The sequence below is a fragment of the Agromyces sp. NPDC058110 genome (genome assembly GCF_042884735.1).
Classification (GTDB): domain Bacteria; phylum Actinomycetota; class Actinomycetes; order Actinomycetales; family Microbacteriaceae; genus Agromyces.
Genome location: NZ_JBHVTI010000002.1, coordinates 422,728 through 438,939 on the forward strand (window position 1 = coordinate 422,728; position 16,212 = coordinate 438,939).

Here is a 16,212-nt window from a genome sequence, read left to right on the forward strand (position 1 = left end):
CTACAATGAGCAGACGGATGGCGCCGGCGACGTGCCGCGGCCGCATCCGAACAGGCATCGAGGTCAGGGAGGATCGTGTCGAGACGACTGCCGTCAACTCCGCCCAACCTGCCCGGATTCTCGTTCGTGCGCATGCTCGGGTCGGGCGGGTTCGCCGACGTCTTCCTGTACGAGCAGAACATGCCGAGGCGACTGGTCGCCGTGAAGGTGCTGCTGGCGGAGGTCGTCGACGACCAGGCCAGGCGCATGTTCCAGGCAGAGGCCGACGTCATGGCGCAACTGTCGTCGCATCCGTCGATCCTGACCGTGTACCAGGCGAGCGTCGCCGCCGACGGCCGACCGTACCTCGTGATGGAGTTCTGCCCGGCCACGCTCGGGCAGCGCTACCGGACGACGAGCCTCCCGCTCGCCGAGGTGCTCGCGACCGGGGTGCGCATCGCGAGCGCCGTCGAGACCGCCCATCGCAACGGGGTGCTGCACCGTGACATCAAGCCGTCGAACATCCTGACCACTGCCTACGGGCACCCCGTGCTCTCGGACTTCGGCATCGCCGCGAGGCTCGGGGCGCACTCGACCGCCGACGCGGTCGGCCTCTCGGTGCCGTGGTCGGCCCCGGAGGTGCTCGTCGACGACTCCGGCACCGTCGCCAGCGAGGTCTGGTCGCTCGGCGCGACCGTGTACTCGCTGCTCGCCGGACGGAGCCCCTTCGAGCAACCCGGCGGCGACAACGCCGTCGCGAAGGTGTCGAGCCGCATCCGAACCGCGCGCGTGCCGCGCACGAGGCGCGACGACGTTCCCGACTCGCTCGAACGCGTGCTCGCGCGGGCCATGTCGAAGCGGCCGGCAGATCGCCAGGCGAGCGCCCTCGAATTCGTCCGCGACCTGCAGTCGGTCGAGGAGGAGCTCGCGCTGCCGCAGACCCCGCTCGAAGTCGTCACCGAGGACTGGGCGCTGGCGGTGGCCGTCGACGTCGACGAGCGCACCCGCATCGTCGTGGCCCCGCCCGTCGCCGCCGACCGCCGAGTGCGTCGCTCTCGCCGCGCGCCGGATCGGACGGCTGCGACGACGCAGCGCGACGAGTCGGAACCCGGTGCGCCGAGCGGCAACCCCGGGGCCTCTCGCTCGACCCGGCGCACGCTCTGGGCGTTCTCCGCGGTCGCCGTGCTGCTCGTGGGCGCCGCACTCGCCGGGGCGTACCTCGTGGCCACGGCGACGACGTCGATCCCCGTCGTGACCGACGTGAGGGCGGCCGTCGCCGAGACCACGGTGACCTTCACGTGGGACGACCCCGGCCTCCAGGGCGGCGACGCGTACATCGTGACCGTCGACGGCGGTGCGCGACCCGTGCAGCGGGAGAGCCGGCTCGACGTTCCGTCCGCCGAGGGCGACCACGTGTGCGCGAGCGTCGCCGTCACGCGCGACGGCCAGACCGGCCGTTCGAGCGAGGAGCGCTGCGTGGACGTCGACACGGAGGGCTGATGAGGCTGCCCACGATCGTCTCCAGACATCGATCCGCGACCGCGACCGCGGCGGTCGGCATGGCCGTCGTGGCGACGATCGTGGCCGTCTCAGCGGCATCCGGAGGCTATTCGGCCGAACGCGTCGACCTCGGCGACGCCGCGGTCTGGGTCGCGAACGACGAACTCTCGTCGGTGGGGCGTGCGAACACCGCGGTGCACGAACTGAACTCGATCGTCGAGACGGGCGGATCGACGACCCGGATCGCGCAGCGGGGCGAGACCGTGCTCGCGCTCGACGCAGACCGGGCGACGGTCGCCGTGATCGACCCCACGACGTCGACCGTCGCGGAGACCGTCGCCGTGCCGCCGGCCAGCGACCTCGTGCTGACGGACTCCCGTGTGGTGGTCGTCTCCGACGGGGCGGTGTGGACGATGCCGGCGGATCAACTCGCCGACCTCCAGGTCGATGCCGACCCCGACCTCAACTTCGGCGTCGGCGCGGCCGTCTCGGTCGCACCAGATGGGAGCCTGTTCGCATTCGCACCCGGCACCGGCATCGTGCAGCGCGTCGACGTCGACGAGTCGGAGTCCGTCGTCGAGCAGTGGCAGTCCCGCATGCCGAAGGACGCGACCGACTACCAGATCACCTCCGTCGGCGGCACCTGGGCGCTGCTCGACGAACGCGAGCTGATGCTGCACCTCAGCGACCGCACCGTCGACCTCGGCGGGTACCTCGCGCAGTCGGACTCGCCGGTGCTCCAGGAGCCCTCTGCCGACGGAAACGTGCTCGCCGTCGCCTCGAGGGCCGGGCTGCTGACCGTCCGGCTCGACGACGGCACGGTTCGCGAGGAGTCGGTGCCCGGGCCGGTCGGGGTTCCCGCGGCGCCGGTGCGGCACGGCGACTGCCTGCACGCGGCGTGGAACGGCATCGCGTGGCGGGCGTGCAGCGGCGAGGAGCCGACGACGTTCCCGCTCGACATGGACGGTCAGGCCGACCTCGCGTTCATGTCCAACGGACGGTCGCTCGTGCTGAACGATCGGGCCACGGGCCGGAGTTGGGCGGCGGCGACCGACTACCGCGTCATCGACAACTGGTCCGAGCTGCTCGCGACCGAATCGGAGGACGAGGTCGTCGAGCGTCCGAACGCCGACCGGCCGGCTCCGCTCGAGCGCAGCCAGGTCGCGCCGAAGGCGGCGGACGACACCTTCGGCGCACGGCCTGGGCGCTCGTCGACCCTTCCCGTGCTCTTGAACGACTACGACCCGAACGGCGACGTGCTCGTGATCGAGGCGCTCGACGTGGTGCCGCCTCCCGGCGTGCGGCTCGACCTCGTCGCCGACCGCCAACAGGTGCAGGTCACGCTCGAGGACACCGTGACCGACGGGTTCACGTTCGGCTACACGGTCGACGACGGCCGCGGCGGCTCCGCAACGGCATCCGTCGCCGTGCAGGTGCGCCTGCCGGAGGAGAACGGGCCGCCGGCCCAGGTGCGCGACCGCAGCACGGCGGTCGCGACGTTCGGACGATCCACGACCGCGGTGCTCGGCGACTGGGTCGACCCCGACGGCGACCCCTTCTCGCTGGTGTCGGCGACGGTGTCGGAACCCGACGCCGTGTCGTTCACGGCCGACGGCTCGGTCGTGTTCGACGAGCGTCGCGAGAGCACGGGCAGCCGCCAGGTCGCCCTGATCGCCTCGGACGGGCGCGAACAGGGAGCAGGCGCCCTCGAGATCGACGTGCGTCCGACGGGCGCCGTGCCGCTCATCGCCGAGCCTTTCGTCGTGCTCGCCACGGCGGGCGAGGAGGTGCGCATCGACCCGCTGCGGCACGTGCACGGCGGCACCGGCAACGTCGTGCTCACGAGCGTGCCCGCGAAGCAGGACGTGCTGATCACGCCCGACTACGACGGCGGAACGTTCCGGTTCGAGAGCGTGGCCGAGCGCACGCACTACCTCGAGTACGTCGTGACGGATGAGTCGGGCGCGCCCGTCACCGGCACGATCCGCGTCGAGGTCGAGGCCGGATCCGACCGCGAGACGACGCCGATCACGGTGCCCCACACCGCGTTCCTCCGGCACGACGTCCCGCTCGACATCGACGTGCTCGCGACCGACATCGATCCCACCGGCGGCGTGCTCGTGCTCACCGAGCTCGTCGACGCCGACGCGCCCGAGTTGCGGATCGCGGTCATCGACCACCGGATCCTCCGCGTCGAGCTGGTCGCGCCCCTGCCGCTCGGATCGACGACCTTCGGATATCGCGTGAGCAACGGGCTCGGCGATGCCGAGGGGTCGGTCACGATCGTCGAGGTGCCCAACCCCGGGATCGCGCAGGCACCGGTCGCCAACCCCGACACGGCGTCGGTGCGGACCGGCGACGTCATCGACGTGCCCGTGCTCGCGAACGACGAGCACCCCGACGGGAGCCCGTTCCAACTCGATCCGGCGCTCGACGTCGAGCCCACGGCGGGCCTGCTCTTCGTGAGCGGCGACCGTCTCCGCTACTTCGCACCCGAGACGCCCGGCGAGTACGAGGCCACGTACCGGATCACGGCGGAGGACGGCCAGTCCGCCTCGGCCGCCGTGCATTTCTCGGTCAGGGAGGCCGATCCCGAGACCAACGCGTCCCCCGTGCCGCCGGAGGTCACCGCGCGTGCGCTCGCGGGCGACACCGTGCGCATCTCGGTCGCGCTCGGCGGCACGGACCCCGACGGCGACTCGGTGCAGCTCGTCGGCCAGGAGTCCAATCCGCAGCGCGGCACGGTGCTCGAGACCGGCCCCGACTGGCTGGAGTACCAGGCGGGCGACTACGCGTCGGGCACCGACTCGTTCACCTACTCCGTCGTGGACGCGCTCGGTGCGCGCGCGACGGGCACGGTCAGGGTGGGCATCGCCGAGCGGCCCGACGGCGCGAGGCCGCCCGTCGCGGTCGAGGATGTCGTGGAGGTGCGGCCCGGTCGCACGATCTCGGTGCGAGTACTCGACAACGACTCGGATCCCGACGGCGGCCTGCTCGAACTCACCGGTGTCGTCTCGCAGGCCGAGGCCGCCACCGCCTCGATCTCGGGCGACCAGGTCGACATCGTGCTGCCGGATGCGGAAGGGGAGTACGGGTTCCGGTACACCGTCGCGAACGATCGCCTCGGCACCGCCACGGCCTTCATCAGGGTGCAGGCGAGCGACGACGCCCCGTTCGCCAGGCCCGAGGTCGGCGACGTGGCACTGAACCTCGACGACGTGCTCGACCGGGAGCGCGTCGACGTCGACGTGCTCGCCGATGCATTCCTCGCCGACGCCGACGTCGACGACCTCGAGGTCGGGCTGCTGCCGGAGTTCGACGACGGTGCCGAGGTGCTGCGCGACGGCCGCATCCGCGTGACCGTCGAGGACCGCAGCCGGATCATCCCGTTCTCCCTGACGCACCCAGAGGACGCCCGGGTGGTCTCCTACGCCTTCATCCGCGTGCCGGGGCGCGACGACGCGATCCCGCAGTTGCGGAGCGACGCGCCCACGGTCTCGGTGCGGAGCGGGGAGAGCGTGGTGCTCCAGATCGAGGACTTCGTGATCGCCGCCTCCGGCCGCCCGGTCCGCATCGCCGATGCCGCGACCGTGCGCGCAGCCCACGGCGACGGCACCGATCCGTGGGTCGACGAGGACACGCTGCGGTTCCGGAGCGAGACCGGGTACTTCGGGCCCGCGTCGATCTCGTTCATCGTGACCGACGGCGAGTCGGCGAACGACCCGACCGCCCGCACGGGCACCATCGTGATCCCGATCAGGGTGGATCCGACCACCGACCAGGCCCCCGTGTTCGCGGGCGGAGCGATCGACTTCGAGCCCGGGGAGGCGAAGACCATCGAGCTCGACCGGCTGGTGACCTACCCCGGGCCGAAGTCCGACCTGCGATACCGGATCCTCGACCCGTTGCCCGACGCCTTCGACCTCGAGCTCGACGGCGATCGGTTGACGGTCACGCCCTCGCCGGAGGCGAAGGCCGGCACCCGCGGTTCGGCGACCATCGAGGTCACCGACCAGTCGGGGGAGGGCGACCCCGGCCGGATCGACCTCCGCGTCGTGCCCTCGACGAGGCCGCTGGCGCAACCGGTGGCCGACCGCGCGGTCGTGCAACGCGGCATGACCACGAGCGTCGACGTGCTCGCGAACGACGACGCCACGAACCCGTTCCCGAAGACCCCGCTCAGGGTGGTCGCGCTGCGCGGGCTCGAAGCGGTGCCCGACGGCGTCACGATCACCCCGGATGCCTCCGGGTCGACCCTCGTCGTCGAGGTGGCCCAGGATGCGGAGCCCGTGAACACGACGCTGCAGTACCAGGTCGCCGACGCGACCGAGAACCCCGATCGCTTCGCGTGGGGCACGGTCACGGTCTCGGTGCAGGATCGACCGGACCCCGTGAGCGCCCCGAGGGTCACCGGATTCGGCGACCGCACGCTCGACCTGGTCTTCGGCGCCGGCGCGTTCAACAACTCGCCCATCACGGGCTACGAGGTCAGCCTGCTGGCTCCCGGGTCGTCGGAGGTGCTCTCGAAGGTCCCGTGCGCCGCGACGACCTGCCGCGTGCCGACTCTCGGCAACGGGCGGGCCGACGCGGTGGTGCTGCGCGTCCAGGCACGGAACGGCATCGGGCTGTCCGACCCGGTCGACGCCCCCGGTCCCATCTGGTCGGACGTCGTGCCCGCAGCGCCCGTCGATGTCGGTGCGAGCCCGCTCGACGGCCGCCTGGGCATCTCGTGGTCGCCGGTCCCCAGCGGTGCCGGTAGCCCGGTGCACTCCTACGTGCTCGTCGTCGGCGGCGTGCCGATCGAGGTCGACGCCGCCGCGGTCTGCACGGCTTCGCGATGCCAGATCGAGTCGAGGGGGCTCGAGAACGGCAGCCTCGTCGAGTTCACGGTCAGCGCGCGCAACGAGGCGTACCCCGCGATGGCCGTCTGGGCCGAGGCCGGAGGCAGCGGCACGCCCTTCGGTCCGCCCGCCGCCGGATCGATCAGCGTCGTCGGCGACGCGGTGGCCGGCACGGTCACGGTGAGCTGGACCCCGTTCTCGGGCAACGGCGACACCGTCGGCGGGTACTTCGTGCAGCGCCTGGCCGAGGGACAGACCTCGATCCCGACCGGACCGCAGAGCTGCTCCGTGACCTCGCCAGCGCCCGGCACGGTCGTCCCGCCGTCGCGCGGCGGAACCGTCGTCGACATGGTGGGAGTCGGGCCCGACGCCTCGAGCGTGCAGTTCTCCGGCGCCACGACCGAGTCCGCGCGCTACTCGTTCGTGGTCTGGGGGTACAACCGCGCGGCCTGCGCGAGCACGGGCGTCGGAACACTCGTGGTGCGCGAGGCCCCCGGCCCGATCGCGTCGGTGGACTCGGGCATGGACTGGATGACGTCGGACGCCTGGGATCGCTACATCTCCCGTGTCGACCCCGACAAGCGGCTCCAGATCGTCGCCGTCGACGAGCAGGGCGCCCAGATCGGGTCGCCGAGGGACTTCTCCGGAACGGGGTGGCTCCGCGCGGTGCTCGGGCGGCCGTTCGGCGAGACGGCCCGATTCCAGATCCGCACGTGCTCGCCGTGGGGCACGTGCGGGCCGTGGTCGGCGATCCTGCCCGCCGATGCGGAGCCCTCGCTCACGTTCGCGCTGCCGTCGCGTACGTGGGACCCCGCGCGTGCCGAGTGGACGTGGGACTCCGAGCCCGACAACTCGGGCATCCCGGCCTCGTTCCGATGCGGCATCGAGGGCGATGACGTCGGCGTCGCCGCGCAGCGCCCGCGGAGTTGCGAAGTGCCGGGCGCGCGCCCCGACGATCGGGTCTGGTTGGATGTTGAGGTCGCCGGCGTGAAAGTGAGGTATCCGAACCCGTGAATGCCGATGGAGCCCGCATGACGATGACCCCCGACGAGGCCGCGCGCTTCGCCGCGAACCTCGACCGGTTGGTCGGCGCGGTCGAGACCGTGCTGCTCGGCAAGAACCTCGTGATCAGGCTCGCCTTCACGGCGTTCCTCAGCGAGGGCCACCTGCTGCTCGACGACGTGCCGGGCACGGGCAAGACCTCGCTCGCGAGGGCCATGGCGCAGTCGGTGCACGGCACCAGCAACCGCGTGCAGTTCACCCCCGACCTGCTGCCCGGCGACATCACCGGGGTGACGGTCTACGACCAGCGGAGCGGGGCCTTCGAGTTCCACCCCGGTCCGGTGTTCGCGAACATCGTGCTCGCCGACGAGATCAACAGGGCGAGCCCGAAGACCCAGTCGGCCCTGCTCGAGGTCATGGAGGAGGGCCAGGTCACCGTCGACGGCCAGACACACCCGGTCGGGCATCCGTTCATGGTCATCGCGACCCAGAACCCGGTCGAGCAGGCCGGGACGTACCGACTGCCCGAGGCCCAGCTCGACCGCTTCCTCATGCGCACCTCGATCGGCTACCCCGATCACGCCTCGACGATCCGGATCCTGGAGGGGGCCGACCACCGCGCGCACGGCGTCCAGGTGGAGCCGCAGCTCGCGGCCGAGGAGATCGTGCAGATGGCGGCCGCCGCGCGCACGGTGCACGTCGACCCGACGATCCACGACTACGTCTCGCGGCTCGTCGACGCCACGCGCACGACCCGGGAGGTCCGCCTCGGGGTGAGCGTCCGCGGCGCGCTCGCCCTCATCAGGGCGGCCAAGACCCACGCGGCGGGGCGCGGCAGGCACTACGTCGTGCCGGACGACGTCAAGGCGCTCGCCGAGCCCGTGCTCGCGCACCGGCTCATCCTCGACGCCGAGGCCGAGTTCGACGGGGTCACCGCGTCGAACCTGATCGCCCAGGTGCTCATCGAGACCCCGCCCCCGTCGTCGAGGCAGGTGGTGTGAGCTTCGCCGAGACCCGCACCACGATGCCCGAGGACGCCCGTCGGGAGGGGTTCCTCGCGGCGTTCATCGCGCATCTGGTGCGGGCCGTCGGGCGCGCGCTGGGCGTGCTCGACGACTGGCGACGGGCGATCGTCTCCGTCGTCACGGCGCGCGGATGGGCGGTGATCCTCGGCGCGGTGCTCTCGCTCGCGGTCGGCTCGGCGTTCGGCTGGATGGAGCTCATCGCGCTCGGCACCGGACTCGCGATCGTCGCCGCCGTGGCATCCCTCTGGCTCCTCGGCCGGGGGGCGTCGACGATCGCCCTGTCGCTGCCGATCCCGCGCGTCGTCGTCGGCGAACCGGCGCAGGCGCGGCTCGTCGCCGAGAACCCGGGGCGTCGGAGATGGGGCGGGGTCAAGCTGGAGGTGCCGGTCGGCCGGCGGGTCATGGAATGGGTGCTCCCGGGGCTCGCCAGGGGCGGATCGTTCGACCGGTCGTTCCGGGTGCCGACCGATCGTCGCGGCATCGTCCCGGTCGGACCGGCGCGCACCGTGCGTGCCGATCCGCTCGGCCTCGTGCGTCGCGAGATCGTGTGGTCGCAGGTCGCCGAACTCCACGTGCATCCTCGGACGGTCGCGATCGCTGCGCTCAGCTCGGGATTCGTGCGCGACCTCGAGGGGTCGCCGACGCGGGACCTCACCGCGAGCGACATCTCGTTCCACGCCCTGCGCGAATACCTCCCGGGTGATGACCGGAGGTTCATCCACTGGAAGTCGAGCGCCAAGACGGGCACGTTCATGGTGCGCCAGTTCGAGGAGACCCGGCGCAGCCGGCTCATGGTCGTGCTCGACCTCGATCCTGAGGCGTATCGCGACGACGGGGAGTTCGAACTGGCGGTCAGCGCCGCCGCCTCCGTCGGGGCGAGGGCGATCCGCGATGCGCGGACGGTGTCGTTCGCCGTGTCGGGCGTCGTCCCGGCGCATGCGTCTCCACGACCCGCGGCATCCGTGGCTCGTGCGTCGGGGCCGGCGTCGGCGGCGCGGCCCGGGGCACCGCTTCGGCGCGGCCTCCCGGTGCGGCGCCCGCAGGGACTCGGACAGGCGGGGCTCGTCCGGGAGCTGCCGACCGTGACGCGCGACCGCCTGCTCGACGCGCTGTGCCTCATCGAACGCGAGGAGCGCGCGGCGATGCTGCCCGATGTGGCGGCCGCCGCGGCGGAGTCGCTGCCGGGCGTCTCGCTCGCCTTCCTCGTCACGGGCACGGGGCGCGGTTCGGCGCCGGTGCGTGCCGCAGCATCCCGCCTTCCGATGGGGGTCGACGCGATCGCCGTGCAGTGCTCGCCCGAGGGCGACGCGACCGTGCGAACGGTCGCAGGCCTCACCGTGTTCGGAATCGGGTACCTCGAGGACCTGCGTGCGATGCTCGCGCGCACGGCATCGGTCGCATGAGCGGGCAGCGCGGCGCCTGGCCGGCCGCGCGGCCGGCGGTCGGGGCGTCCGGATCCGGGGTCGGTCTGCGCGAGCCGGCACGGGGCGCGGACGGACGCGCCGGACCCGCCCGGCCGGAACCCGACCGCGACGAGGTCGTCATCGGCGTCTCGGGCGGCGTCGGCCGGTCGCCGTGGTCGAGCGCGGTGTCGGTCGCCCTCATCTGGCTGCTGCTCGCCACGGCGTGCATCCCGTGGTGGCCCGTCTACGAGAGCGGCGAGTTCCTGATCGCGGCCGGAGTCGCGATCGTCGCCGGTACCGGCATCGGCCTCTTCGGGGCGTGGCGTCGCTGGCCGGCCTGGGCCGTGCTCCTCGCGGTGACGGTCGCCTACCTGCTGCTCGGCGTCCCGGCGGCCGTGCCCTCGCGGGCGGTCGCCGGCGTGCTGCCGACGCCCGCCGGCATGCTCGACCTCATCGCGGCGACGGCGCTCTCCTGGAAGCAGCTCGTGACCATCGCCGTGCCGGTCGGGTCGTACCAGGCGCTCCTGGTGCCGCCATTCCTGCTCGGCCTGCTCGCGGCGACGCTCGCGGTCACGCTGGCGTTCCGCACGCGGCATCCGGTCGCCGCGGCACTGCCGCCCGCGCTGCTGCTGACGGCCGGGATCCTGCTGGGCGTCGTGCACGGCGGCCTCGCACTGCCCGCCGGACTCGCGTTCCTGCTGGCCGTCGTGGCATGGCTCGCAAACATCGCGATCCTCGATCGGCAGGTGCTCGGCGTGCGCTCGTCGGTCGAGCGCGCCCTCACCGATGCACGGCGGGTGCTCGGAGCATCCGCCATCCTCGCCGTCGCGCTCATCGGTGCCACCGCGGCGGCGGTCGTGCTGCCCGCCCCGGTCCGCACGGTCGTCCGATCGGAGGTGCAGCAGCCCTTCCAGCCCCACGACTACGAGAGCCCGCTCGCGGCGTTCCGTGCGTCGTTCGCCCCCGCTGCGAAAGACGACGTGATGCTCGAGGTCGTCGGTCTGCCGCAAGGTGCGGGGCTGGCCGTCGCGACGCTCGACACCTACGACGGGGTCGTCTACTCGGTCGGCGGCTCCGACGGCAATTCGGTGTCGGGCAGCTTCACGCGGCTTCCGTACCGGCTCGACCAGACCGGCGTGCCGGGCGAGCCGCTGCAGATCACGGTCGCGGTCGACGCGTACGAGGACATCTGGGTTCCCGGGGTCGGCCAGCTCGAGCGCATCGACTTCGGCGGACCGCGCGCGGAGACGCTCGCCGACGGGTTCGTCTACAACGACACGACCGGCACCGGTGCGGTGGTCTCGGGCCTCACCCGCGGCGATTCCTACGCCGCGTGGTCGGTGGCCATGCTCGATCCGACGGGACTGGGCGCGATGCAGCCGGGCACGAGCGTGGTACCCGCGGCACCCGACCTGCCCGACGAGCTCACCGCGCTGCTCAACTCCTGGGCGCCGATCTCCGACGCTCCGGGCGAGCGGCTCGCGGCGGTCATCGACGGGTTCCGGCGCACGGGCTTCGTGAGCCACGGCGCCGAGCAGGATGAGGCGCCCAGCCGCTCCGGGCACGCGCTCGATCGGCTCGAACAGCTCGCGACCGACCAGCCGATGGTCGGCGACGGCGAGCAGTACGCCGTCGCCGCGGCACTCATGGCCAGGAAGATCGGCTTCCCGGCGCGGGTCGTCGTCGGCTACCTGGAGATGGATGCCGCGGACGGCGCCGCGTCCGAGGCTGCGACGGCCTCCACCGGCTCGGCCGCAGCCGCCACGACCACGGTCTTCCACCGCGACGACCTGCAGGCCTGGATCGAGGTGCAGGGCGACGACGGGGCATGGATCGCCCTGAACCCGAACCCGACGCCCCGCGACATCCCCGAACCCGCCCCTGAGCAGCCCGAGGAGGTCTCGCGCCCCGAATCGGCCCTCCCGCCGCCGCCGGAGCGCACGCAGGTCGACGAGCAGGACACCCCCGCCGAGCACTCCGACGAACGCCAGCCCGACGACCTCGGACGCCTGCTCGGCGTGCTCGCGACCGTCGGGACGATCGGCGGGCTCAGCATCCTCGTGCTCGCCCTGCTCGCGAGCCCGTTCCTCGCGGTGATCGTGGCGAAGATCCGGCGCAGGCGGGTCCGTCGAACGAAGGGCAGCCCGGTGGAGCGCATCGAAGGAGGATGGCTGGAGTTCGCCGACACGGCCGCCGACTACGGCTATCCGATCCGCGCGAATTCGACGAGGGCCGAGCAGGCCGCCACCGTCGGCGGGCTGTCGGCGCTGGTGCTCGCAGCGGTCGTGGACCGTGCGGTGTTCGCGCCCGGCGGCCCCGAGACGGGCGACGACGAGCGCGTCTGGCGGTCGGTCGACGAACTGCAGGAGCGCCTCGCCGCCCCCCGCACGCGCCGCGAGCGATGGCGGGCGGCGATCTCGCTCACCTCGCTCGGCGGGTACGCTGTCAGCCGGAGAGGGGGTCGACGATGAGATGTCGCATCTGCAGTGCCGCGCTGCCCGACGGCGCGATGTTCTGCGGGCATTGCGGGTCGTCGACGAGCGCGACCCCCGAGTCCCGTCGTCGCCCCGATCCGAGGCCCGGCGACACGACCTCGCTCGGCCGGGGGTTCCGTCGCAGCGGCGTCGTGAGCGTGCCGGTGGGGTTGCAGATCGGGAGCCCCGACGACGTGCCTCCGACGTCCGCCACCGGGGAGCCCGACCGGTCGGCCGCCGAACGGGCCGACGCCGACCGGGTCGCCCCGGTTCAGGACGGGTCGACGACCGACGTCGAGTCGAGCGGCGGTATTGCAGGGCCCGATGCCGGTGGGGCCGGATCGCAGGCGATCGATGCAGCCCCGGGGGAGCGTCCCCGGTTCGTGCTGCGGTTCGCGACGGGCGACGTGCGCGTCGTGTTCGGCACCGGGCTGATCGGGCGTCGCCCCCTCCCGCAGCCGAGCGAGGCGTTCGACCATCTCGTGCACGTCGACGATCCGGGCCGATCGGTCTCGAAGACCCACCTCGAATTCGGCACGCACGACGGCATGCTCTGGGTCGCCGACCGGTTCTCGGCGAACGGCACCGTGATCCGCCGCGCCGACGACGTCGTGCGCTGCGAGCCCGGCCGGAGGTACCTCGTCGGCACCGGATCGGTCGTCGAGCTCGCCGAGCAGTCGTTCACCGTCGGCTGAGCGCGACAGGGGCTCGGTGCGGTCGTCGCGGTGCCGCGCCCGGCTGTGATGGCGACCGACCCGCCCAGCTCGACACTCGCCCTCCACAGGGCCCAGCGGATGCCGCGGGCGAGCCCGATCGGCACCGGTGCCGCCCGTCGCCCGGCCGACGTGCTTGCATGGCGCGATGCCGCCCAGACTCTTCGCGCCGCCCGACGCCGTCCGGCTGCCGCTCGCGCTGCCGCCCTCGGTGCCCGATCCGGCCCCGCCCGGATTCCCGCTCCTCGCGGCCGTCGCGCCCATGGCCGGCGCGATCGTGCTCTGGCTGGTCACCGGGTCGATGCTCTCGCTCGGGTTCGCCGCACTCGGACCCCTGCTCGCGATCGCGACCGTGCTCGACGGGCGCAGGCAGGCGCGGCGATCGCGCCGCCGCGGCGGGCTCGAGCGCGACGCGGCGTTCGTTCGGCTCAGGGCGGAGATCGGCGATCGGCACGAGCTCGAGCGCGAGGCCGCGAAGGCCAGGCATCCATCGTCGGTCGACCTGGTGACCGGCGGCGAACCGCCGGCCTGGTGCACGACGACGCCGGGTGCCGTGGTCGTCGGCACGGCCGCGGTCGAGAGCACGCTCCGCATCGAGGGGAACCCCGCCGACGACCTCGATCGGCAGGTGCTCGAGCTCGCACGGCGACTCGACGGAGCCCCGGTCGTCGTCGACCTCCTCGGCGGGCTCGGAATCGTCGGGCCGACACTGCTCGCGCGCGCCGCGGCACGGTCGGTGCTCGTCCAGTGCGCGCACTCCGTGCGGCCCGACGCCGTCAGGTTCGAGGTGCCGGCGGGCACTGAGTGGCGATGGGCCATGGCGCTGCCGCACGACGGTCGCGGCGCGACCGTCGTCGTCGCCGATCTCACGGGCGCGTCCGCCCGGACGACGTCCGCCCCGGAGCCGGTCGTCGCGCACGGATCGTCCGGCGCGTCCGAATGCACGATCGCGCTCGCCGGCCGGCTCGATCATCTCCCGCCCGGGCTCGCGCTCGTCGTGCGCATCGACGGTCCGAAGACCGCGACGCTGCTGCGCCGGGGCGAGGCCGTCGGCGCTCCGCTCGCACCCGACCTGCTCGGCGAGGCCGAGGCCGGCGGCTGGAGCGAGGAGGCCGCACGAATCGCCCGTCGGGCCGGCCTCGGCGCACACTCCGCCGACCTGCCCGCGCTGGTCGGCGTCCGCGACCTCGTGCCCGTCCGTGCGCACGACCAGGTCGACCGGGGGCGGGGAACGCTGCGGGCGGCCGTCGGCCTCGTCGCCGACGGCGTGCTCGAGCTCGATCTCGTGGCCGACGGCCCGCACGCGGTCGTCGCTGGCACGTCCGGGAGCGGCAAGAGCGAGTTCCTGCTCGGCTGGATCCTGCAGATGGCGACGCTCCACCCGCCGCAGCGCGTGTCGTTCCTCCTCGTCGATTTCAAGGGCGGCGCGGCGTTCGAGCCCGTCGCCGGGCTGCCGCACGTGGCCGGCATCGTGACCGACCTCGACGAGACCGAGGCCGAACGGGCCGTGCAGAGCCTGACCGCCGAGCTCCGGCACCGCGAGCGGGTGCTCCGGCTCGCCCGCGCGCGCGACATCGCCGACCTCCCCGACGACATCGAGTTGCCGCGGCTCGTCGTGGTCGTCGACGAGTTCCAGGCGATGATCCACCGCTTCCGGGAACTCGGCCAGGTCGTGGCCGACATCGCCGCCCGCGGCCGATCGCTCGGCGTGCATCTCGTGCTGGCGTCGCAGCGGCCGAACGGCGTGCTCGGAGAGCAGATCCTGGCGAACGCGCCGATCAGGGTCTCGCTCCGGGTCATGACCAGGGCAGACAGCGCGGCCGTCGTCGGCACCGACGCGGCGGCCGAGATCCGAGCCGACCGGCCGGGCCGGGGCGTGGCCGACCGGGGAGACGGTGCCCCCGTGCCGTTCCAGGCCGCGCTCGTCGGTGTCGCCGACATAGAGGCGGTGCGACTTCGGTTCGCCTCCTCCGGTCCCGTCCGGAGGCCGTGGGCCGATCCGCTGCCGTCGCCGCTCACGCGAGCCGAGCTCCGGGCGGCACGACGTGCGGCCGCCGACCCGTCGGATGCCTCGGTCGCCGCTGCCGGCCCGGCCCGAACGGGAGTGGACGCCGACGCGACGCTCCCGCCCGTCGTCTTCGGCCTGCTCGACGAGCCCGACCTGCAACGGCGCAGCCTCGCGACCTGGACCGCAGCGGAGGACGGCCACCTGCTCGTGCTCGGCGCGCCAGGCAGCGGACGGTCGACACTGCTGGGGTCGCTCGAATCCGACCTCGCCGCGAGCGGAGTCGCGGCATCCGCGATGCTGCGGGTCGGGCGGGATGCCCCCGGGGACTGGCAGGCGCTCGCCGATCTGGTCGTCGCGTCGAGGCGCGGCACCCCGATGGCCCGGCTGCTCGTCGTCGACGACCTCGATGCCTGCCTGCTCGACTGGCCGGAGGAGTACCGGAACGCGGCCGTCACCATGCTCGGCGAGCTCATGCGCGACGGCCGCCGTCACGGGTTCGCCGTCGCGGCGGCGGCAGCGCTCGGGCACCGGCTCCCCGGCGGCCTGCGAGACCTCTTCGGTGCGGTCGCGCACCTTCGGCACCAGAGCCGCGCCGAACTCGCGCACGCCGGAGGTCTCGCCGACCTGTGGCAGCGGGACTGCCCGGCGGGCGGAGGCCAATGGCGGGGGCGACGGTTACAGGTCGTCGAGGCGGCACCTGTCGCACCGGTACCCGTTGCCTCAACTGCTCCGGCGGCCCGGTTCGACCGCGCTGTCGTCGCGGTGGTGTCGAGCACCGTGCAGCGCGACCTCGAGACGCTGCACGCACGCGGACTGACGCCGACGAGGCTGTTGGCCGGAGGCGAGCGGGAGGTGCTCGCGGCGCTCGAGCGCGACGAGCGGGTGCTCGTCATCGGCGACGCCGACGCGTGGTCGGCGTCGTTCGGCATCGCCTCGAGGGTTCGCCAGGCCGGCACGGTCATCGTGCACGGAGGGCTCCGCGAGTTCCGTGCCCTCGCACCGCCCGGAGCGGGGTGCACCGGGCCCGTTCCGCTGCCGCCGCTGCTTGCCGGAGACGGCAGGGAGTGCTGGGTCGTCGAGCCGGGGGAATGGGCGCTCCGTCGAAGCTGGCCGACGACGGAAACACTTGCATATCACGAAGAACGGCACTGAATCCGAACGTTCTGTTCCCAAGAATTAATGATTCGGACATCGATTCGTGAAATGGCACCCGCAGTGTGGCAGTATCGACGCACCCATGGCAACGTCGCTGAACCCGAATGGAGCA

The 16,212-nt window shown here is 73.0% G+C and carries 7 protein-coding genes; all 7 read left to right on the plus strand.

The features are described 5' to 3' along the window. Positions 1–75 precede the first annotated feature (75 nt). The 7 genes from ACFVS8_RS06530 (at position 76) to ACFVS8_RS06560 (ending at position 16,097) form a co-directional block, all read left to right on the plus strand. Positions 76–1,479 (plus strand): serine/threonine-protein kinase, encoded by a 1,404-nt coding sequence (locus ACFVS8_RS06530; protein ID WP_387059173.1) that lies wholly within the window; start codon positions 76–78, stop codon positions 1,477–1,479. Then, positions 1,479–7,334: an Ig-like domain-containing protein gene (locus ACFVS8_RS06535; RefSeq protein ID WP_387059176.1), complete on the plus strand. Its 5,856-nt coding sequence runs from the start codon at positions 1,479–1,481 to the stop codon at positions 7,332–7,334. The genes ACFVS8_RS06530 and ACFVS8_RS06535 overlap by 1 nt, the downstream gene beginning before the upstream one ends. 17 nt (positions 7,335–7,351) lie before the next feature. Then, positions 7,352–8,323, plus strand: coding sequence for an AAA family ATPase (locus tag ACFVS8_RS06540; RefSeq protein ID WP_387059179.1), 972 nt, complete (start codon positions 7,352–7,354; stop codon positions 8,321–8,323). After that, positions 8,320–9,750 carry a DUF58 domain-containing protein gene (locus tag ACFVS8_RS06545; RefSeq protein WP_387059182.1) on the plus strand — a complete coding sequence of 477 codons (1,431 nt, stop codon included), beginning with the start codon at positions 8,320–8,322 and terminating at the stop codon, positions 9,748–9,750. The genes ACFVS8_RS06540 and ACFVS8_RS06545 overlap by 4 nt, the downstream gene beginning before the upstream one ends. Continuing rightward, on the plus strand, positions 9,747–12,221 hold the full coding sequence (locus ACFVS8_RS06550) for a transglutaminaseTgpA domain-containing protein (RefSeq protein ID WP_387059185.1): 2,475 nt from the start codon (positions 9,747–9,749) through the stop codon (positions 12,219–12,221). Before ACFVS8_RS06545 ends, ACFVS8_RS06550 begins: the two co-directional genes overlap by 4 nt. Next, positions 12,218–12,919 carry a hypothetical protein gene (locus ACFVS8_RS06555; protein ID WP_387059187.1) on the plus strand — a complete coding sequence of 234 codons (702 nt, stop codon included), beginning with the start codon at positions 12,218–12,220 and terminating at the stop codon, positions 12,917–12,919. The genes ACFVS8_RS06550 and ACFVS8_RS06555 overlap by 4 nt, the downstream gene beginning before the upstream one ends. Positions 12,920–13,085: 166 nt before the next feature. Beyond that, entirely contained in the window at positions 13,086–16,097 is a 3,012-nt protein-coding gene (locus ACFVS8_RS06560) for an FtsK/SpoIIIE domain-containing protein (protein ID WP_387059190.1), read from the plus strand. Positions 16,098–16,212 lie beyond the last annotated feature (115 nt).

Excerpts from the sequence above, each read along its gene's own strand:
- ACFVS8_RS06555 (WP_387059187.1), top strand. The coding sequence starts at position 12,218 with ATGAGATGTCGCATCTGCAGTGCCGCGCTGCCCGACGGCGCGATGTTC.
- ACFVS8_RS06550 (WP_387059185.1), top strand. The coding sequence starts at position 9,747 with ATGAGCGGGCAGCGCGGCGCCTGGCCGGCCGCGCGGCCGGCGGTCGGG.
- ACFVS8_RS06535 (WP_387059176.1), top strand. The coding sequence starts at position 1,479 with ATGAGGCTGCCCACGATCGTCTCCAGACATCGATCCGCGACCGCGACC.
- ACFVS8_RS06560 (WP_387059190.1), top strand. The coding sequence starts at position 13,086 with ATGCCGCCCAGACTCTTCGCGCCGCCCGACGCCGTCCGGCTGCCGCTC.
- ACFVS8_RS06540 (WP_387059179.1), top strand. The coding sequence starts at position 7,352 with ATGACGATGACCCCCGACGAGGCCGCGCGCTTCGCCGCGAACCTCGAC.